This is a genomic window from Flexivirga endophytica (assembly GCF_014640635.1).
Taxonomy (GTDB): Bacteria; Actinomycetota; Actinomycetes; order Actinomycetales; family Dermatophilaceae; genus Flexivirga; species Flexivirga endophytica.
Map to the genome: position 1 here is coordinate 894,219 of NZ_BMHI01000001.1, position 19,495 is coordinate 913,713.

General features: G+C 68.1%; 20 protein-coding genes. 9 read left to right on the forward strand and 11 right to left on the reverse strand.

What is annotated here, in order from left to right:
• Positions 1 to 14: 14 nt before the first annotated feature.
• Positions 15 to 1,961: a Stk1 family PASTA domain-containing Ser/Thr kinase gene (gene pknB / locus IEX71_RS04105; protein WP_188835640.1), complete on the reverse strand. Its 1,947-nt coding sequence runs from the start codon at positions 1,959 to 1,961 to the stop codon at positions 15 to 17.
• Positions 1,962 to 2,027: 66 nt separating this feature from the next.
• Positions 2,028 to 2,888: a LysM peptidoglycan-binding domain-containing protein gene (locus tag IEX71_RS04110; RefSeq protein ID WP_188835641.1), complete on the reverse strand. Its 861-nt coding sequence runs from the start codon at positions 2,886 to 2,888 to the stop codon at positions 2,028 to 2,030.
• A 240-nt stretch (positions 2,889 to 3,128) separates the two neighbouring features.
• On the opposite strand from IEX71_RS04110, the gene IEX71_RS04115 reads away from it, so the two are divergent.
• From IEX71_RS04115 to IEX71_RS04125, 3 genes are read left to right on the forward strand one after another with little or no spacing between them, the layout of a single operon-like run.
• On the forward strand, positions 3,129 to 3,500 hold the full coding sequence (locus IEX71_RS04115) for an Rv2175c family DNA-binding protein (protein WP_188835642.1): 372 nt from the start codon (positions 3,129 to 3,131) through the stop codon (positions 3,498 to 3,500).
• A 4-nt stretch (positions 3,501 to 3,504) separates the two neighbouring features.
• The gene (locus IEX71_RS04120; protein WP_188835643.1) at positions 3,505 to 3,825 is read left to right on the forward strand and encodes a lycopene cyclase domain-containing protein; all 321 of its coding nucleotides are present in this window, start codon (positions 3,505 to 3,507) and stop codon (positions 3,823 to 3,825) included.
• Complete coding sequence (locus tag IEX71_RS04125) at positions 3,822 to 4,163, forward strand: lycopene cyclase domain-containing protein (RefSeq protein WP_188835644.1); 342 nt, start codon at positions 3,822 to 3,824, stop codon at positions 4,161 to 4,163. The genes IEX71_RS04120 and IEX71_RS04125 overlap by 4 nt, the downstream gene beginning before the upstream one ends.
• Here the strand turns inward: IEX71_RS04125 and IEX71_RS04130 are convergent.
• The 3 genes from IEX71_RS04130 to IEX71_RS04140 are packed head-to-tail and all read right to left on the reverse strand — an operon-like array spanning position 4,102 to position 7,531.
• Complete coding sequence (locus tag IEX71_RS04130; protein WP_188835645.1) at positions 4,102 to 5,001, reverse strand: phytoene/squalene synthase family protein; 900 nt, start codon at positions 4,999 to 5,001, stop codon at positions 4,102 to 4,104. The two genes, IEX71_RS04125 and IEX71_RS04130, sit on opposite strands and share 62 nt — an antisense overlap.
• Entirely contained in the window at positions 4,998 to 6,419 is a 1,422-nt protein-coding gene (locus tag IEX71_RS04135; RefSeq protein WP_229749443.1) for a phytoene desaturase family protein, read from the reverse strand. The genes IEX71_RS04130 and IEX71_RS04135 overlap by 4 nt, the downstream gene beginning before the upstream one ends.
• A 32-nt stretch (positions 6,420 to 6,451) precedes the next feature.
• On the reverse strand, positions 6,452 to 7,531 hold the full coding sequence (locus IEX71_RS04140) for a polyprenyl synthetase family protein (protein WP_229749444.1): 1,080 nt from the start codon (positions 7,529 to 7,531) through the stop codon (positions 6,452 to 6,454).
• Positions 7,532 to 7,598: 67 nt separating this feature from the next.
• Between IEX71_RS04140 and IEX71_RS04145 the strand changes: the two genes are divergently transcribed.
• The 3 genes from IEX71_RS04145 (at position 7,599) to IEX71_RS04155 (ending at position 9,697) form a co-directional block, all read left to right on the forward strand.
• Positions 7,599 to 8,504 carry a methylenetetrahydrofolate reductase gene (locus IEX71_RS04145; RefSeq protein WP_229749445.1) on the forward strand — a complete coding sequence of 302 codons (906 nt, stop codon included), beginning with the start codon at positions 7,599 to 7,601 and terminating at the stop codon, positions 8,502 to 8,504.
• A 91-nt stretch (positions 8,505 to 8,595) separates the two neighbouring features.
• The gene (locus IEX71_RS04150; RefSeq protein WP_188835647.1) at positions 8,596 to 9,039 is read left to right on the forward strand and encodes an SAV_6107 family HEPN domain-containing protein; all 444 of its coding nucleotides are present in this window, start codon (positions 8,596 to 8,598) and stop codon (positions 9,037 to 9,039) included.
• 262 nt (positions 9,040 to 9,301) lie between these two features.
• Positions 9,302 to 9,697, forward strand: a complete 396-nt coding sequence (locus IEX71_RS04155; protein WP_188835648.1) for an SCO2097 family morphological protein — start codon at positions 9,302 to 9,304, stop codon at positions 9,695 to 9,697.
• Between the two features lie 29 nt (positions 9,698 to 9,726).
• On the opposite strand, the gene IEX71_RS04160 is transcribed toward IEX71_RS04155, so the two are convergent.
• The 3 genes from IEX71_RS04160 to IEX71_RS04170 form a co-directional block, all read right to left on the reverse strand.
• Positions 9,727 to 10,206 (reverse strand): DUF456 domain-containing protein, encoded by a 480-nt coding sequence (locus IEX71_RS04160; protein WP_229749446.1) that lies wholly within the window; start codon positions 10,204 to 10,206, stop codon positions 9,727 to 9,729.
• Between the two features lie 97 nt (positions 10,207 to 10,303).
• Positions 10,304 to 10,522, reverse strand: a complete 219-nt coding sequence (locus tag IEX71_RS04165; RefSeq protein ID WP_373284547.1) for a DUF7455 domain-containing protein — start codon at positions 10,520 to 10,522, stop codon at positions 10,304 to 10,306.
• Positions 10,523 to 10,635: 113 nt separating this feature from the next.
• Positions 10,636 to 11,952, reverse strand: a complete 1,317-nt coding sequence (locus IEX71_RS04170) for an MFS transporter (protein ID WP_229749447.1) — start codon at positions 11,950 to 11,952, stop codon at positions 10,636 to 10,638.
• A gap of 209 nt (positions 11,953 to 12,161) precedes the next feature.
• On the opposite strand from IEX71_RS04170, the gene IEX71_RS04175 reads away from it, so the two are divergent.
• The gene (locus tag IEX71_RS04175; RefSeq protein WP_188835650.1) at positions 12,162 to 14,285 is read left to right on the forward strand and encodes a DNA gyrase/topoisomerase IV subunit B; all 2,124 of its coding nucleotides are present in this window, start codon (positions 12,162 to 12,164) and stop codon (positions 14,283 to 14,285) included.
• A gap of 27 nt (positions 14,286 to 14,312) precedes the next feature.
• On the opposite strand, the gene IEX71_RS04180 is transcribed toward IEX71_RS04175, so the two are convergent.
• Positions 14,313 to 15,464 carry an alcohol dehydrogenase catalytic domain-containing protein gene (locus tag IEX71_RS04180; RefSeq protein ID WP_188835651.1) on the reverse strand — a complete coding sequence of 384 codons (1,152 nt, stop codon included), beginning with the start codon at positions 15,462 to 15,464 and terminating at the stop codon, positions 14,313 to 14,315.
• Positions 15,465 to 15,534: 70 nt separating this feature from the next.
• Here IEX71_RS04180 and IEX71_RS04185 point away from each other — a divergent pair, with 70 nt between their 5' ends.
• On the forward strand, positions 15,535 to 16,812 hold the full coding sequence (locus IEX71_RS04185) for a hydroxyacid-oxoacid transhydrogenase (RefSeq protein ID WP_188835652.1): 1,278 nt from the start codon (positions 15,535 to 15,537) through the stop codon (positions 16,810 to 16,812).
• Positions 16,813 to 16,845: 33 nt separating this feature from the next.
• Complete coding sequence (locus IEX71_RS04190) at positions 16,846 to 17,244, forward strand: MmcQ/YjbR family DNA-binding protein (RefSeq protein ID WP_188835653.1); 399 nt, start codon at positions 16,846 to 16,848, stop codon at positions 17,242 to 17,244.
• Positions 17,245 to 17,383: 139 nt separating this feature from the next.
• Here IEX71_RS04190 and IEX71_RS04195 read toward each other — a convergent pair whose 3' ends face one another.
• Both IEX71_RS04195 and xdhC read right to left on the reverse strand, forming a co-directional pair.
• Positions 17,384 to 18,676, reverse strand: a complete 1,293-nt coding sequence (locus tag IEX71_RS04195; protein ID WP_188835654.1) for a guanine deaminase — start codon at positions 18,674 to 18,676, stop codon at positions 17,384 to 17,386.
• A complete protein-coding gene (gene xdhC, locus IEX71_RS04200) occupies positions 18,673 to 19,494 on the reverse strand; it encodes a xanthine dehydrogenase accessory protein XdhC (RefSeq protein ID WP_373284555.1) in 822 nt (273 codons plus the stop codon). Before xdhC ends, IEX71_RS04195 begins: the two co-directional genes overlap by 4 nt.
• Between the last annotated feature and the right edge of the window lies 1 nt (position 19,495).

Consider the following 19,495-nt stretch of genomic DNA (forward strand, 5'->3'; position numbering starts at 1 on the left):
CCGGGACAGGACGCTCAGACGACGTCGATGGTGATGGTGCTGCCCTTGGGCGCCTGGGTGTCGGCCTTGACCGACTGTCCCTGCACCTGGAAGAGCACCGGCACCAGCAGCGGATAGCTCGTCTTGACCTGAAAACCGAGGCCCTCGAGCTTCTCCTTCGCGGCCCCGGAACTCATGCCGATCACCTTGGGCACGGTCACCAGGACCGGTCCCTTGGACACCACCAGCTGGATCGCGTCGCCCTTGTGGCCGGTGCCGTTGGGCGGGTCCTGGCTGATCACGTCGCCCTTGGCCACGGTGTCACTGTGCTGCTCCGGTCCGAACGTCACAGTGAACCCGGCATCGGTGAGCGTCTGTTTCGCGTCGGCGCTCGGCTGCCCGGTCACGTCCGCGATGTCGATGGGCCGCTTGCCCTTGCTGACGACCAGGTCCACCGTCGTCTTCGGCTTCTGCGCGCTGCCGCCGCTCGGGTCGACGCGGGCGACCTTTCCCTCGGCGACCTTCTCGTCATACGCGTGTGACACCTTGCCCACCCGCAGGTGCGCCTTCTCGATGGCGTTGCGGGCGGCCGCCTCGGAGCGGCCGACGACCGACGGGACGGTGTAACGCTCGGGGCCCTTGGAGACGGTGAGCGTCACCGTGGAATTCTTCCGTGCGTCGTTGCCGGCGTGCGGACTGGCCGAGACGACGACGCCACGCGCGACCTTCTCGGAGAAGACCTGCTGTATCCGGGCATGCAGTCCAGCGCCCTGTATGGCGTCGACGGCGCGCCCCTGTCGTTCGCCCGCAACCGTCGGGACCGTGACCTTGCCGAGCGGGCCCGCGGTGAACGCCCAAGCGCCCAGCCCGCCGGCGATCAGCAGTACGACGACGAGAATGCCCGCGATCCACGGCCAGCGCCGCCGGCCGGTGCGGCCGGCCGACGGTGGGCCACCGCGGTCGAAGTGCTGCGTCGAGTCCGCCGCCATCGGACCGGTGTCGTGCTCCCCACCCCACGAAGTTTCTCCTCCGCTGCGCTCCCCCGAATACTTCGCGGGGTCCCCGGAGCATCCGTCCGGCACTCCACAGGAGCCTCGGTCGGCCGGCTGTGTCCGGGGCGGCGCGTCGAGTGCGCCGGAGCCGAGGCGGTCGCGGGTCAGGTGCAGCTCGTGCAGCATGGCGCCGGCGTTCGCGGGCCGCTCGTCGGGGTTCTTCGCGGTGGCCCGCAGCACCAGCTCGTCGACTGCGGACGGCACGGTCGGGACCGCCTCCGACGGTCGCGGCATCGTGCCGTGCACGTGCTGGTAGGCGACGTTGATGGGGGAGTCTCCGGGGAACGCCTTCTCGCCGGTCAACATCTCGAAGAGCAGCAGTCCGGCGGAGTAGACGTCGCTGCGCTCGTCCGCGCGGCCGTTCTCGACCTGCTCCGGCGACAGGTATGCGGCCGTGCCGAGCAGAACGTCACTATCGCCGGTGAGAGTGTCGGTGGTGACCGCTCGTGCGAGGCCGAAGTCGGCGACCTTGACACCGTGCGCGCCGATGAGGACGTTCTCCGGTTTGACGTCGCGGTGCACCAGTCCCGCCTGGTGTGCGGCGTCGAGGGCCCGCAGGATGCCCTCCATCATCTCCAGTGCCTGGCGCACCGGCAGCGGTGCGTCACGGCGGATCAGCTGGCGCAGGGTCTGCCCGCGCACCAGCTCCATCGCGAGGAAGACGTAGTCCTCGTCGGAGCCCTGGTCGGTCACCGCGACGACGTTCGGGTGTGTCAGCCGTGCGGCCGAGCGCGCCTCTCGCCGGAAGCGCGCCACGAAGTCCGCATCGCGCGCGAGGTCCGGGCGCATGATCTTCAGCGCCACCTCGCGGTCCAGGCGCTCGTCGAGGGCGACATACACCGAACCCATGCCGCCGTCGGCGAGGTGCTCGCGGACGACGTATCGCTCGTCGATCGTGCGACCGACGAGCGATGGTGCGGATATTGACACACTCAAAGTCTACGAACCTCGTGCTCCTGCGCCGGTCAGGTGGCCGGGCGCGCCCTGCATGACTCTCTAGAGACGCTCCATGAGGGCCCTGACGTTCCGCACATACTGTTTCGTCTCTTCGTACGGCCCGTGCTGCTTCACGCCGGCGAGGCCCTGGTAGTAGCCGCCGATGGCCTGGTCCAGGTTCGTGGCGTTGCTCGTGAGGTATCGCAGTATGACGACGCCGGCGGTGATGTTGTCCTGGGTGTCCATCAGGTCCAGGTCGTGGCCGACCATCGACGACGCCCACTCGCCGGACTGCGGGAGCACCTGCATCACACCGATCGCGTTGACCCCTGAGACCACGCGTTGGTTCCAGCCCGACTCCTGCCAGCTGATGCCCAGGGCGAGCTGCGGGTTGACGCCGTACCGGCGCGCGGTCTTCTCGATCATCGCCTTGGTCTGCGTGCGGCTCGGGACCGCCCGCTTGGACAGCGCGGAGCGCGCCGAGCTGCTCCTGGCGGCGGCCTTGCGCTGCGCGCCGGACTTCTTCGGGCTCTTGTGCGACGACTTCTTGGCCGGCTGGTGGGCGACCGGCTTCTTCTTCGGGGCGGCCCGGTGGGGTGCGGCGGTGTGCGGGATCCGCAGGACCGAACCGCTCAGCACCCGGTTGGGGTTGCTGATGCCGTTCGCCTTGATCAGGGCCGCGAGCGAGACGTGCTGGCGCGCTGCGATCGCCGTGAGGTTGTCGCCGGGTCGCACCCGGTATGGCGATGCGGTTCGCACGGCCTTCTTGGCGACCGAGGTGGCGCGGCGCGGGTGCAGCCGGGGCGACTTCGACTTCCTCGGGGCTGCGTCCTGGGAACCCTTCGTGTGTTGCGCGTGCGTCTCTGCCTGCGCGTGGATCGCGTGCGTGGCGAGCGGGGGCGCGCCGGTCGTGAATGCCATGGGTCTCCTTCGCCGGGCGGACTTGGGGGTGTCCGGGTGTGGCAGGTGTGACGGATGTGACTGCTGGCCAAGCTAGCTGTTCGCGGCTGCGGGGTGGCCGACCCGAGTGCAGCAGGCGTGTCGAGCCACCCCAGGAAGTTTCTCCCTCGGTTCGCTCCTCCGAATACTTCGCGGGGGCCCCGGCTGTCATGACGCGGCGCCTCGCGTGGCCAGATCGATCCCCGCCTAGACTCTGCTCTCGTGACTGATGCGACGAGCGACCTGGAGAGCCTGGTCGGAGACTGGCTGTCGATCCCCGAACTCGGCGAAGCACTGGGCCTGACCCAGCGGCAGGCGCGGCGACTGGTCGACGACAAGGTCGTGCTCGCGCACCGGGTCGGTCCGAACGACGCGCTCTGTGTGCCGGCCGCCTTCGTGGAGGAGGACCACCTCCTGACCGGGATCGAGGGCACCATCACGGTGCTGCTGGACGCTCGTCTCACGCAGGTCGAAGCACTCGAGTGGTTGTTCTCCATCGACCCCACCCTGCCGATCGAGGGTTCGCCGATCACGATGTTGCAGGCCCACCGCAAGGCAGAAGTACGCAAGCGCGCCTCCGAGCTCGCGTTCTGATCCGGTGAGGCACCTGGCGTATGCCGCGGTGCTGGTGGCCTGCCTGGCGCTGACGGTGCCACTCGTGCCGGCCTTTCGCCTGACCCGGATGCACCGGTTGCCCCTACTCCTTTCCGCGATCGCCTGCGGCGCAACGCCGTTCGTGATCTGGGACATGTGGGCGGCCCACGCGGGCCAGTGGCACTTCGACGGCGGTCAGGTGCTGAGCGTCCGGTTGCTCGGTCTTCCGCTGGAGGAATGGTTCTTCTTCCTCGTCATACCGTTCGCCGCCATCGCCAGCTACGAGGCGGTCGGTGCCCTGATGCAGCGTCGGCGCAGGCGATGACCTACACCCTCTTGGCGATGATCGCCGTCCCGATCGCTCTTCTCGTCGATCTGGTGCTCGTTCGCACCCGGGTGGTGCTCACCCTGCAGTGGTGGGTGGCCTACGTGATCACGGTGCTCGGACAGTTCGCGGTCAACGGGTGGCTCACCGGGCGGCGCATCGTCACGTATGACGACTCAGCCATCCTCGGGTCGAAGCATGAGCAATTCGTGGGTGATTGGCGCATCTGCTACGCGCCGGTCGAAGACCTGGGCTTCGGTTTCGCGCTGGTCCTGCTCACGATCGTGTCCTGGCGGTGGTGGACCGCCAGGGACGCCCGCCGCTCAGCGCGCGACTGAGGACGATGGCGCGGGGCACCGGTCGGACGACCGTCCGTCCTCGGCACACCTCGAAACCGGAGTTCTCGATCTCGCGCAGGATCTGGCTGTAGAGGCCGAAAGCCGCGCGCAGGCAGGGCCGCACGATCGGGTCGACCTCGGCGAGACCGGGTTCGGCGGCGGCATACAGTGCGCGGGCGCGGGCGATCTCGAGTGCGACGAGACGGCGCAGCTCCGGACTGCTGGAGCCGGTGGCGACGCACGCGCCGAGGTCGTCCTCCGTGCACCCGGACGCGTCGAAGTCCGCCAACGGCAAGTAGATTCGCCCGCGCTGCCAGTCCTCGGCGACATCCCGCACGAAGTTGGTGAGCTGGAACGCCTCACCGAGCGCGGCCGCGTAGGGCAGGCCGGTCGCACCGCTGCCGAGGATCGGCGCCGTCATCTCACCGATCGCGGCGGCGCTGCCACGCATATAGCTGCGCAACTCCTCCCAGGTCGCGTAGCGAGTGGTGCTGAGGTCACGGCGCATCGAGGCGAAGAACTCCTCGAACAGCCGCGGCGGTATGGCGTGCGCGCGCACCGTGTGCTGAAGCGCGAGCAGCACCGGGTCGGCCGGCCGGGTCTGCCGCCGGACCGCGGTCATGACCTCGGACTCCCACCGGCGCAACGACGTCGCCGGGTCGGAGCCGACCGCGGGGGAGTCGACCAGGTCGTCGCTGCGGCGGGCCACGGCATACAGCGCCCAGACGTGGGGGCGGCGGGCCGGCGGCAACAGGCTGGTCGCGCGGTAGAAGGACGTGCCGTGCCGTGCGTTGATCGCCCGGCAGACGGCGTAACCGGCCCTCAGGTCGTCCGTCACGCCAGCACTCGCTCCGCCGCCAGGCGACCGCTGATCAGCACCATCGGCACGCCGACACCCGGTGTCGTGCCCGAGCCGGCGAACGCGAGCCGCGGCCCGATCAGGTTCGCCTGTCGGAAGGGGCCACTCTGCCGGAACGTGTGCGCGCTGGAAAATGGTGTGCCCCAAGGCATTCCGCGGTCGTCCCAATCCTGTGGCGTGATCAGTTGCTCGCCGACGAGGTCGTCGACGGCGTAACCGGCCGCGCTCAGGCGACGCAGCATGTGATCGCGGTATGAACCGCGCAGGCTCCGCCAGTCGACCTCCATGCCGCGGCCGTGACGGGCCGGCGCCGGGAAGAGCGCGTACATGACGTCCGCGCCGGTGGGCGCCATCGTCGGGTCGGTCCGCGTCGGCACCGACACCAGGAAACTGGGATCGCGCATCGGCCTGCCGTCGGTGATGTCGTCCAGTGCGCCACGCAGTGACGCTCCGAAATGCAGGTGGTGATGCCCGTCCCCAGGGAGGCCGGCAGGGACACCGGCGGCCAGCAGCACACAACTGGGCGACGGCTCGGCCACCGACCTGATCGGCCGTGGATCAGTGAACAGCGTTGTGGCGCGGTCGGGTTCGCAGGTCATCACGACCGCGTCGGTCAACTCCGTGGAGCAGTCGGTCCCCACCTCGTAGCCGCCGCGGCTGCCTCGGACCGCATGCACGCGCTCACCGAGTCGGATGTCGACGCCGTGCTCACCGGCGACCTCGGCCAGCGCCCGCACGATCGCGTACATGCCGCCGACGGGATAACTGACACCGTGCACGAGGTCCATGGCGCTGACCACGGCGAACATGCCCCGTGCCTTGTGCGGGGGCACTCCGACATACAACGACTGGAAGCTGAATGCCTGTCGGAGGCGCTCGTCACGGAAGAAGGACGCGATCAGGTGGTCCATCCGGCCGAGGCCGCGCAGCGCCGCCAGCCGCAGGAGCGCAGGCCCGATCAGCGAGTGCACGCCGTCCAGGTTGCGATCGATGAAATGGGGGAACTCCACGTCGTAGAGGCGTTGCACGTGCCGGACGAACCTGTCGTAGCCCGCGGCGTCCTCCTGACCGGCGAACCCGGCGACGACGTCGTGCATCACCCGGCTGTCGGAGTGCATCGGCAACGTGCTGCCGTCCGCGAAATGCGCGACGTATGCCGGGTCCAGTGCCCGCAGCGTCAAGTGGTCATCCATGGATTCGCCGACGGCGGCGAAAACCGTTGCCAACTGGTCGGTCTCGGTCAGAACTGTAGGTCCGAGGTCGAGCCGGTAGCCGTCGATCGTGGCGTCCGGGCAGCGGCCACCCGGTGTCGGCTGTTCTTCGATGACTGTGACGTCGACACCGGCGCCACGTAGGTGTAAGGCCGCCGAGAGCCCGGCAAGACCGGCACCGACCACGACCGCAGTCCTTGGCCGGTCGGTGCCCGACCTCACGACGAGCGTGCCGTGGAGATGTCGATCAGCTCGACGAGCGCGTCGTGGCCGTCGGCGGTGAGCCGCGCGGTGTCGAGTGCGGCGCGGGCGGCGTCGGCCCGGGCGGCGATGAGCTTCTCGGTCTGGTCGACGGCCCCGGTGCGGACGCACTGGTCCCGTAGCCAGGTGACGTCCTCCGGTGCGATGTCCGGATCACCGAAGACTGCCCGGAAGCGTTGCAGGTCAGCCGGATCCATGCCCTGCAGGGCGAAGGCGATGAGAACGGTCCGCTTGCCTTCTCGCAGGTCGTCACCGGCCGGCTTGCCGGTCTGCTCCGGGTCGCCGAAGACGCCGAGCAGGTCGTCTCGAAGCTGGAACGCCTCGCCGAGCGCGAGTCCGTAATCGGACAGTGCGGACAGAGTCGCTTCGTCCGCGCCGGCGCAGGTCGCACCGATCAACACCGGGTGCTCGATGGTGTATTTCGCGCTCTTGAAGCGAATCACCTTGCGAGCTCGTTCGATCCGCTCCTCGGTGGGCACGCCGTCCCAGGTCTGCGCAGCTTCGACGACGTCGAGGTACTGGCCGCCCATGAGCTGGGTGCGCATGGTGTCCAGGACGCGCCGGCCACGTGCCAACTCGTCGGCCGGCAGACCGCTGGTCGAGTAGATCTCGTCGGTCCAGTTGAGGCAGAGGTCGCCGGCCAGGATCGCGCCCGCCTCGCCGAATCGGCCCGGATCGCCGGCCAGTCCTCGCTCGCGATGGATGTCGGCCAGTCTGCGGTGTGCGGACGGCATACCGCGACGAACGTCGGAGTCGTCCATGACGTCGTCATGCAGCAGTGCGGCGGCCTGGAATACCTCCAGGGACATCGCAGCGCGCACGAGCGCGGCGCTGTCCGGGCCGCCGGCGGCCCGGTAGCCCCAGTAGAAGAAGCCGGCGCGCAGGCGCTTGCCGCCGCTCAACAGTGCGAAGACAGCGTCGAGCAGGTCGGCCATCTCCGGACCGAGCGGGGACAGGATCGCTGCCTGGGTCCGGCGCTCCTCGTCGAGAGCGCGTTGGACGCGGGCTCGCAGGTCCTCAAGGTCGGCGGTGGGCAAGAGTTTGTCCTTCCGAATGGTGATCGAGTCGAGCGTAGTCGCCTGACCGGTCCGTAGGCTGGGCGGTATGACGATGCGTCACGACAAGTCCGGGCGCCCGATCCCGCAGCTGTTGGCGGAAGACGGCCCGAGCTTCAGTTTCGAGTTCATGCCGCCGCGCAGCGAGCGGGCGGAGGCCGTTCTGTGGAACTCCGTGCGGCGCCTCGAGCAACTGCGCCCGACCTTCGTCTCCGTGACGTATGGCGCCGGCGGATCCACTCGCGACCGGACGGTGCGGATCACCGGACGGATCGAGCAGGAGACCACGCTGCGCACGATGGCCCACCTGACGTGCGTCGGGTCGTCGGTGGCCGAGCTGCGGCGGGTCGTGGGGGAGTACGCATCCGTCGGGATCAGCAACGTCCTGGCCCTGCGTGGCGACCCACCCGGCGGTCCCGCGGCGCCCTGGATCGCGCACCCCGAGGGCCTCGATCACGCCGACAAACTGGTGTCCCTGGTGCGCTCGCTCGGTGACTTCACCGTCGGCGTGGCGGCCTTCCCGGACAAGCATCCGGAGTCGGCGTCGCTCGAGGACGAGGCCGATGCGCTGGTCCGGAAGGCCGACGCAGGTGCCGCGTTCGCGATCACGCAGATGATCACCGACGTCGATGCCTACCTGCGGCTGCGCGATCTGGTCGTCGCCCGCGGTTGCACGATGCCGATCATTCCCGGGCTGCTGCCGGTCACGGCGGTGGGTCAGTTGCAGCGGTTGACCGAGCTGAACGGGCAGCCGCTGGCCGCCGATGTCGTCGCCCGGATCGAGGCCGCGGGCGAGGATGTCACAGCGGTGCGCCGGGAGGGCATCGCGATCTGCACTGAGCACTCGGAGCGGCTGCTGCGCGAGGGAGCGCCCGGCCTGCACTTCATGACCATGAACAAATCGACGGCGACCCTCGAGGTCTTCGCCAACCTGCGGCAGAGCAGCCTGGTCTAGACGCGGTCTGCGAGGACGCGTTGTCAGTGCGTCCGATTACCCTCCTGACATCGAACATAAGTTCGATTACCGCTCGTCGCGAGGAGGCCACATGCGCTCATCAGTCCACCCCACGCCGCCGACGCCGGTGGCGGGCACCGTGCTCGAGCTGATCGATCGCACCCGCACCGGTCTGCTCCAGGCGTGTCACGCCGATGCCGCGGACGAGCGTTATCGGCTGGCGCACCTGGCAGCCCTGCGAGCCGCGGCAGCAGTGCTGGCGGCCGACGCTCGTCGGACGCCCGGGTCGGGTCCGCGCAATGTCTGGGCGGTGCTGCCGGCGGTCGCTCCTGAGCTGGCGGAGTGGGCCCAGTTCTTCGAGGGCACGGCCCGGCGGCGGGGCCAGTTGGACCGTGGCGTCGTGGTCGTCCTGACCCGGGAAGCCGACGATCTGGTGCGCCAGGTCGAGATATTCCTGGAGTTGGTGCTCGCGCATCTCGGGCTGCCGATGGGCGAGTCGTTCACCGCGTGCGTCGCTCCGACCGGGCACGCATGACCGTCGCGTAATTATTGGCGTCTCCCGCACCGCAACGCGGTCCACTTGTTTAGGCTGGCGCGAAGACAACCGATCCGCAGTGCTGATCTGTTCGTCCAGGATTGCGAGTCATGCGTCCCGATCGGCTGATTCCGGCCTTCGGACGTAGGGCAACTACCGCTAGGTAGCGCGGCGAACTATCCTGGGTGTAGAGATCAGTCGGGGATCAGCCGGCGGGCTCGGTCGCCGCGTGGTGGCGACCGAAGGACATTGGGAGGTCAACGTGCCGCTTTCAGAGCACGAGCAGCGCCTACTCGACCAGATGGAGCAGGCGCTCAAGGTGGAGGACCCCAAGTTTGCGTCGCACATGGTCGCCCATCCGAGCCGCAGCCGGCTTCGACGCCGCGTCGCGATCGGAGTCTGCGGTGTCGTCGTAGGACTTGGGCTGGTCATCGTCGGTATGACGATCGCCCAGATCTGGCTCGGCGTCGTCGGGTTCGCCGTGATGGTGGCGGCCGGTGCCTACGCGTTCAAACCGGGCCATCAACGCGAGCTGGGGACCGTTCAGGATGACGGCTCGGTCAACACCGCGCATCCGAGACGGCAGACGCGCACGTCGGGCGGTTTCATGCAACGCCTCGAGGAGCGCTGGGACCGGCGCCGCGGCGAGGGCTGGTAGGACACCAGCCCTCGATCGGAGCGAGTTGATCAGTTCAGCACGACTCCGGCGACCCAGATCCAGGACACCAGCACGGCCGCGGCCAGTTCGATGCCGATGCTGGTCAGCACCGCCCGCACGGCCGCCTTGGTCGCCGCCCAGGCACGGTGAGCGTCTCGCAGGCGTAGCTGCTCGGCGAGGAAGACACCGGCCGGGAAACCGATGAACATTCCGACATACGGGATGACGAAGAAGCCCACGACCGCACCAGAGAGTCCGGCGAGCTTCGCCCATCCGGGCACACCGGCCGCCTTGAGTCGGCGGTTGGGCACCAGGAACTGCACGACCCAACCGATCGCGGCCACCGCGACGCAGCAGCCGAAGATCGTCCAGGACAGGGCACTGTCGACGTCCCACGCCCACAGCAGCACCCCCGCCAGGCACAACAGCAGGCCGGGTAGCACCGGGACGATCAGCCCGAGTATCCCGACGGTGATCATCGCACCGGCCACCACGGTCACAGCATCCACGGGATGAACCTATGCGACGCCGAGCCTGTCTCCGCAATAAAGCGAGGACGGCGCACCTCTCAGGGTGCGCCGTCCTCGGTCGTCGTAGGGCTGGAGATCACACTTCGATCGTGGACTCGTGCAGGCGGTCAGTCTCATCGATCACTTCGTCAGCGATCTCACGCAGCTTGTCCAAGTGCTCTCTGCCGTGGTGGGCGCAGAAGAGCAGATCCTGGTCGGAGCTGAGGCGTGCACGGATGAAAGCTTGGGCGCCGCAGCGGTCGCAGCGATCGGATGCGGTCAGGGTGGGGGCAACTGTTGTAGTCACGGTAATCATCCTCTCGTTGCGGGTCCCTCCCGGTCGCCCGGGGGTTTCCGTCGTCGAAGTAGTCAACAGTCAATCACGCGTAGGGATTCCCGTCGAAACATATCCCCGGCGTGTGGCGTCCTTCACACTCTTGTGACCTTTCGGCGACCGTGCTGTGTCCGACGATCGGGAGGCACGTCAAGTTCCCCTGCGCCGTGCTCCGCGAGATAGCGTTCCGCGCTGCGCGCCGCCGGATGTATGGCGAACGCCGCCATCAGGAGTAGCGCGGCGATGAGCAGCCAGCCGTACGGTCCCCAGTTCATCGCCCAGAACGTGTAAGCCGCCGGGGCCCAGACGGTCCCGAGGGTGAAGCCGAGTTGCGCCACCCCTTGGTATTCGCCCCGACGTTCCGGGTCGGACAGTTCCGCCTGCAGCCCCCATTGACCTGCCGACTGGAACAGCTCGGTGCCGGTGACGGTCACGTGGCCGAGCCAGACCAGTGCGATGGTCAGCCAGCCCACGGTGTCGTGGGTGACGGCGACGACCACGCACGACAGCACGAAGCAGGCGGCGCCGCGCCGCTCGGCGCGCAACGAACTCCTTGTGTCGGCAACGCCCCGTGCGGCCACGACTTGAAGCAGCACCGCCATGACCGTGTTGGTGCCGAACAGCCATGCCAGCAACACGCGGGGTGCGTCGGTGCGTTCGACCAGCCAGAGCGGGATCACCGTGTTGAGCAGGACGCCGTGCGTGCCGAGGATCCCGTCGAAGATGCTGGTCAGCAGGAAACCCCGGTTGTGCAGGGCGTTGCGCTTGCGGGTCGGGTGCACCGTCGGACCCGCCGCCGACTCCGCGCCGGCTGCAGCGGTCTGCTTGTCCACCCGGGGCAGCCGGGTCACCAGGACGGTGTTGAGCAGCAGAACGGCAGCGGTCAGCAGCGGGACGACTCGCACGAGGGTGTCGTTGTCCGCGGCCAGCGCCAGCCCGCTGGCCAGCGCCCCGAGCGTGTAGCCGACGTTGCGGGCAGCCCGCATGTAGGCCAGCGACCGGACCCGTGCGTCGCGGGGGAAGACGTCGAACCGGTAGGCGTTGCGTCCCGCGCGCATCCAGGCCTGCGCGAGCTCCAGCACCACGGTGACTGCGACATACCCCGCGAAGTCACCGATCAGCAGCCAGGCGGCGAAGAGCAACGCCTGCAGGAAGGCGCCGATGATCCAGCTGCGACGAGTGCCGACGATGTCCGCAAGCTTCCCCAGCGGCACCGCGACGAGGAAGGTCGCGATACCGCCGATGGTGAGGCCGAGACCGACCTGACTGGCACTGAGGCCCACGATCTGCGTGAAGAACACCGCGGAGCCGGTCAGGAATGCGCCCTCGCCGAACGCGGACAGCACGGACTGATAGGACATCGCCCGGATCAGCGGGTCGTCGGACAGGACTCGTTCGAACGCTCTACGCACGGTGCCCCCATCAGAAGTATCTTGACATCAAGATACCTAATCGGGTTCGGGCTCCCGTCGTCAACCGAATATCGGCCGCCCCCCGAAGAGCCCCATCCGGTCACGAATCCGTGCGCCTGCGCGGCTTCGTCGGTGGCGGGCGTTAACCTGCCTCGAAGCCAACTAACGCGCGGGATGCCGCGCGGCCGTCAGCCAGGAGAGCGCCACCAGTGACCGCAAGCCCGTCCACCACCTCCAAGAGCGAATACACCGCACGGCACCTCCAGGTGCTCGAGGGCCTGGAGGCGGTCCGCAAGCGGCCCGGCATGTACATCGGCTCGACCGACGGTCGTGGCCTCATGCACTGCGTCTGGGAGATCATCGACAACGCGGTCGACGAAGCCCTCGCCGACCGCGGGAACCACGTGCTGGTCACCCTCTATGCCGACGGTTCGGTGGCCGTCGCCGACCGCGGTGCCGGCATACCGGTTGACATCGAGCCGCGCACCGGGCTTTCCGGTGTGGAGGTCGTCTTCACCAAGCTGCACGCCGGCGGCAAGTTCGGCGGTGGCTCGTACGCCGCCTCCGGTGGCCTGCACGGCGTCGGTGCCTCCGTGGTCAACGCCGTCTCGGCCCGGCTCGACGTCGAGGTCGACCGCGGCGGCAAGACCTATGCGATGAGTTTCCGTCGCGGCGAGCCCGGCATCTTCGACGACCCCAAGACCGGGCCGGGCCCTGATTCGCCGTTCTCGCCATTCACCGCGGGCAGCGAGTTGCGCGTCGTCGGCAAGGTCAAGCGAGGTGTGACCGGCACCCGCATCCGCTACTGGGCAGACCCGCAGATCTTCCTGCGCGATGCCAAGTTCGACTTCGAGCGGCTGATCGGCCGGGCCCGGCAGACGTCGTTCCTCGTCCCCGGGCTGGAGCTCGTGGTCCGCGACGAGCGCGGCCTGGAGGGCACTCCCGGCGCGGACGGCCCGGTCGAGGAGGTCTTCCGACACGAGGGCGGGATCTCCGAGTTCACCGAGTTCCTCGCGCCCGACCCGGCGGTCACCGACATCTGGCGGCTGCAGGGCGAGGCGACCTTCAGCGAAACCGTGCCGGTGCTGGATGCCCAGGGCCACATGACACCGACCGACGTCGAGCGCAGCTGCGGCGTCGACATCGCGCTGCGCTGGGGGACCGGCTACGAGCAGCGGATGCGTTCGTTCGTCAACGTCATCGACACGCCAAAGGGCGGCACCCACATCGCCGGGTTCGAGCAGGCGCTGATGAAGGTCTTCCGAAAGCAGTTGGAGACAAACGCCCGCAGGCTCAAGGTCGGCAACGACAAGGTCGACAAGGACGACATCATGGCGGGGATGACCGCCGTCATCACCGTCCGGCTGGCCGAGCCGCAGTTCGAAGGCCAGACCAAGGAGGTGCTCGGCACCTCGGCGGTCCGGCAGATCGTCAGCAAGATCGTCGAGCGTGAGCTGACGGCCCTGCTGACCTCGAGCAAGCGAGACCTCAAGACGCAGTCGACGCAGCTGCAGGAGAAGGTCGTCGCCGAGATGAAGGCGCGCATCCACGCCCGCGTGCAGAAGGAGACATTGCGCCGCAAGAGCGCGCTCGAGTCGTCGTCGCTGCCGGGCAAGTTGAAGGACTGCCGGTCGAACGACAACGAACGCAGCGAACTGTTCATCGTCGAGGGTGATAGCGCGCTCGGCACCGGTATGGCGGCACGAAACTCGGAGTTCCAGGCGCTGCTGCCGATCCGCGGCAAGATCCTCAACGTGCAGAAGGCATCCGTCGGCGACATGCTCAAGAATGCCGAGTGCGCTGCCATCATCCAGGTGGTCGGCGCCGGCTCAGGTAGGACTTTCGACCTGGAGATGGCGCGCTACGGCAAGATCATCCTGATGACGGACGCCGACGTCGACGGTGCCCACATCCGCACCCTGCTGCTGACGCTGTTCTTCCGTTACATGCGCCCGATGGTCGAGGCGGGCCGGGTCTACGCCGCGGTGCCGCCGCTGCACCGGATCGAGACCGCCGCGCAGGGACGCGCCAAGGGCGAGGTCGTCTACACCTACTCCGAACAGCAGATGCGGCAGGTGATGGCCCAGTTCCAGAAGAAGGGCCGCACGGTCAAGCAACCGCAGCGCTACAAGGGGCTGGGGGAGATGGACGCCTCACAGCTCGCCGAGACGACCATGGACCCGCGCCACCGCACCCTGCGCCGGGTGACGCTCAAGGACGCCGAGAACTCCGAGCGGGTCTTCGAGCTGCTGATGGGCAGCGACGTTGCACCGCGCAAGGATTTCATCGTCGACTCCGCACGTGAACTCGACCGGGAGCGCATCGACGCCTGAGCGTGGCGCTCCGGCCGCCGTCCTTCCTCAGGAAGTCAGGTCGATCGGCTCGCGGTGCAGCACCAGTTTGGTCGTGTGCGCGTCATACCCCTCCGGCGCGTTCTCCCACGGCAGCAGCGTGCTGGTGACGCGCTCGGCCGGAAATCCGGTGCGCGCCACGAAGTCCAGCAGCTCGGGCAGGCGTGGACGGACGTTCGAGACGCCGACCTGCAGTGTCGCGCTCGTGGCATACATGTCCATCACCGGCAGCCTGGTCCCGGTGCCGACGTAGTAGCCGGTCGCGGTACACACACCGCCGGGGCCGAGCGCGCGCACGGCGTCTCGCAAGCCCTGCTCGGTCGACGACGCCTCGACCGCCACGTCATACGGCGCGTCGACAGCCGTGGACACGGATGTCCAGCGACGACGGGACACCTCGCGGGCGGAGGCGCCGAGTGCTTGCGCGATCGCGAGCCGCTCAAAGTCGTCGTCGATGTAATCGACCTTCGATGCGCCGAGCGCGACGGCCAACCCTGCGGCATACAGCCCGATGCTGCGGGAGCCGCCGCCGATCACCAGCACCGACGCATCGGGGATTTCGACGAGTTGCGGAGCGACCGATCGCCAGGCATCGCTCAGATTATCGGCCGCCGCTGCCACCCGCAGCGGGTCGAGACCGGCAGGCAGTCGCACGAGCATCCGATCGGCATACGGCACCCGGAGCGAGTCGGTGACCACGCCGCCCCATGAGCCGCAGGACGGCCCGAATCCGAACGCTGCCAGCGTCTTTCCAGGGCTGAGTGCTCGGGTGGTCGAGCACTTCGCGGTGATGCCGCGTCGGCACTCGCGGCAGTCACCGCACGAGACCGACCACGGGACGACGACTACGTCGCCCACGTGTAGGTCGTTCACTTCGCTGCCGACCGCGGTCACCTGTGCGATGCATTCGTGACCGATGCCGAACGGGCCGCGGAACGGCACATGGCCGGTGATGTCGGCGATGACGGGGTCGATGAGGTGCAGCTTCACGCCGGCTTGCATCGGGCGAGACACGGAGTGGTGCAGTGGTAGGACATCGCCGTCGCACCGTCCGGCGACGAACGGTCGGACGAGCACGTCCGTCGCGGCCTGCAACTGCGGGTCGGGGAGATCACGCCACTCCAGCCGGCCGTGCGCGACGAAGGTGAGCTCGCGGGTCATCTGGTCTCCTGAGGTGCGGCGGTGGTGGCTACGCTGGCACGAGTCGTCGATCTGGAAGGCGGGACAAGCCGTGGAGTCTGCCGAGACCATCTTCACCTGGGGTGCGCCGCCGCTGAAGTTCGGGCTCGGTGCGAGTGACGAAATCGGGTACGACCTCAAGCAGTACGGCGTTTCGCGCGTTCTGGTGATCACCGATCCCGGCGTCGCCGCGAGCGGCGTCGCGCATCGCATCATGGACGCGCTGCGCCGGTACGACATCATCGCCGAGCTCTTCGACGGAGTCCACGTGGAGCCGACCGACGACTCGATGAACAAGGCGATCGAGTATGCCGCCGCGCAAGGTCCGTGGGGCGGCTACGTCGCCGTCGGTGGTGGCTCCTCGATCGACACGGCCAAGGCGGTGAACCTGCTGACGACCTTCCCCGGCGAACTCGGCGATTACCTGAATGCACCGATCGGCAGAGCTCAGGTGCCGCCGGGGGAGCTCAAGCCGCTCATCGCGGTGCCGACCACCGCAGGGACCGGCTCGGAGAGCACCGCCATGTGTGTGCTGGACGTGCTGTCGATGCGGGTGAAGACCGGCATCAGTCACTGGCGGCTGAGGCCGACCATGGCAGTGGTCGATCCGGCGCTGACCATGTCCCTTCCGCCGGAGGTGACCGCCGCTGCGGGCATGGACATCGTCTGCCATGCGGCCGAATCCTTTACGGCGAAGCCGTTTTCGTCATACAACAGGAAGCAGCCGGAGGAACGGGTGACCTACTGCGGGTCCAATCCGGTCTCCGATCTGTGGTGTGAGCGGGCATTGATCCTGCTCGCCGGTGCGTTCCGACGAGCCGTCTCGCACGGGGCGGAGGACGAGCAAGCGAGAGTCGACATGATGCAAGCGGCGACGTTCGCGGGCATGGGTTTCGGCAACGCCGGGGTGCACATCCCGCACGCGAACGCCTATCCGATCGCCGGTCAGGTCAAGGAGTTTCGACCGAAGGGATATCCCGGCGACGAGCCGATGGTGCCGCACGGTATGGCGGTGTCGCTGACCGCGCCGGAGGCGTTCCGGTTCTCGTTCGACGCGGCGCCGGAGCGGCACCTGCGAGTTGCTTCGCTGCTGGGTCCGGAGGTGCCGGAGCAGTCGGATCCGCGGGAGCAGCTTCCCGCTGTGCTGACCGGACTGATGCGCGACATCGGCATACCCAACGGCATTGGTGCTGTTGGCTTCTCGGAGTCCGACGTGCCCGAGCTGGTGCCAGGTGTGATGAAGCAGCAGCGCCTGCTCAGCACCTGCCCGAAGACCCCGACCGAGGATGACATCGCGGGCATCCTGACCAGGTCGATCGAGAACTGGTGACGTGACCACGGTATACGCGTAAAGTCGTCGGGTATGGCGACCTGGGATGACGTACGTCGGATCGTGGCGGACCTGCCCGAGGTGGACACGAAGATGTCGTGGGGTCACCTCATGTGGCGGGTCAAGGGCAAGGGCTTCGTCTGGGAGCGGCCGCTGGGCAAGAAGGATTGTGCCGATCTCGGTGACGACGCGCCGGATGGCGAGATCCTCGGGGTCCGTGTGCTGGACGAAGGCGCGAAACAGGCTCTCATTGCTGATGATCCGAGCATCTACTTCACCATCCCGCACTTCGACGGGTACCCCGCCGTGCTCGTCCGGCTGGACGAGATCGACGTCGAGGAGCTGATCGAGGTCGTCACTGGGGCGTGGCTGGACCGGGCACCGAAGAAGCTCGCCGCGGCATACCTCGAAGAACATCCGCTCGGAAGTTGACCCTCACCCCCAATCGCCGAGAGGACAGGCGATGCACTGAGAGGACAGGCAAATTGCGCTCAAACGGACAAATTTGCCTGTCCTCTCGGCGAACGGGTGTCCTCTCGGCAAGGGGTCGGTCAGGGACGCGGGCGGGGATTCAGAGCGTGTCGTGCTTGACGAGGTCGCCGTTGATCCAGACCCTTGCAATGTCGGCAGGTGTGCCCATGGCGAAGACCTTTGCCAGCGCGTCCTCCGGGTCCGTAGCGTGGCGGATGCCGACACCGAGTGGCGAATTCTGTTCCGGCGCAACGAATACCGCATCGAACTGCTTGCCGACGCTGAGATCGCCGATCTGGTCCCGCAGCCCGAGCGCGTCCGCGCCGGCGGCCGTGGTCAGGTGCAGCAGGTGTGCCGGGGTGAGCGGAACTCCCTGTGTCCCGAGCAAGCTCTGGATGAAGTACGCCTGCAAGCCCTCCTTGAGCAGCGAAAAGCCGGTGCCGCCACCGACATCGGTGCCCATCGCGACCCGCACGCCGTGCTGCAGATGCCCGGCGAGCGGGAACATCCCACTGCCGAGCGAGGCATTGCTGGTGGGGCAGTGCGCCACCGCCGCGCGGCTCGCGGACAGCATGTCCAGCTCGGCATCGGTGGGGTGCACGTTGTGGGCGAGCACCGTGTGCGCGTCGAGCAGGCCGTGGTCCTGATAGGTGCCGACGTAGCTCGATCCGTCGAAAAGCCTTGCCACTTCTGCGACTTCGGTGACGTTCTCGTTGACATGCGAGGTGCACCAGGCATGGTCGATGTCCTTGTATGCCGCGCCACACGCCTCGAGCAGGTCCACGCTGCACGAGTAGGAGAAGCGTGGTGTGACGGCATACCGGAGTCGTTCGTGGTCCTGCCAGCGTGCGGCGAGGGAGACCGACTCGTCATACGCCCGCTCGGGAGTCGTCAGCAGGTCGGGACGCAACAGTCGGTCCGAGACGACGAGACCGGAGGTCACCCGCATGCCGCTGCGCTCGGCGCTGCGGAACAGTTCGTCCATCGCAGTCGCGAAGTGTGCTCCGAAGACCAGCGCCGAGGTGGTGCCGGCCCGGGTCATGCCGTGCACGAACTCGTCGGCGACCTGCGCGGCATACGTCGCGTCGTGCAGCTTGGCTTCCTCGGGAAGGGCGGAGTGCTCCAGCCAGTCGAGCAGCGGCTTGCCCAACCCGCCGATGGCGCGAATCTGCGGGTAGTGCACGTGGGTGTCGACGAATCCGGGCAGCAGGATGCCGTCGCGCAGGTCGATCACCTCGTCGTCGGGCGCCTCCGCACGCAAGGTGTCGAACGAGCCACGCGCCATGATCCGGCCGTCGATCACGGCCAGTGCGATATCGGCTTCGGCGCGCAACCGGCCGCCGCTGAACGGATCGGCCGGGGTGTCGAGGATCGTGGCGCGATAGATCGTCATCGGCTCACCGCCGAGGTCGAGACGTCGGCGAAACGGCGCACGAGGTCCGCCGCGACGCTGAGAGCGATGATCGCCGGCGCCTTGCCGGGCAAGTCCGGCAGGCCGATGGGCGTGGTGATCCGCGCCAGCTCCGCCTCATCGTGGCCCTCCTCGGTCAGCCGGCGGCGGAAGCGGGCCCACTTCGCCGAAGATCCGATCAGGCCGATGCTCCCCAGGTGCGCGCAACGCAGCGCCGAGTCGCAGATCGCGATGTCCTCGGCATGGTCATGCGTCATCACCAGCACGTGGCTACCGGCCGGGACCTCGCCCAGCACGACCTCGGGCACCGGTGCCGGATGGGGTATGACGGACGCGATCGCGTCGTCCAGCACGGCGAGGCGCTCGGGGGAGAGGTGGGCCGAGCGGGAGTCGACCAGGTGCAGCTCGATCTCATGGCGGGACAGGATGCGGGCCAGCTCGAGACCGACGTGGCCGACGCCGAAGATCGCGACCGACGGCCGAACGGGCAATGGTTCCAACAGGATCCGGACCTCGCCGCCGCAGCACTGGACGCCGTGCTCGGCGGGGGCCTTGTCGCTGAGTGCGACCGTCATCTCCTGCGGCTCCCGGCCGTCCTGCGCCGCGAGCAGTGCGCGGGCCTTCGAAACGGCGGTCTCCTCGAGGTTGCCGCCGCCGATGGTGTCGAAGACCTCGTCAGCGGTGGCGACCATCTTTGCGCCGGCCGCACGGGGAGCGTGCCCGCGCACGTCGACGAGGGTTATCAGCACCGCGGCACGGCGTTGCGTTCGGAGCAGACCGATTGCGTCATACCAATTCACG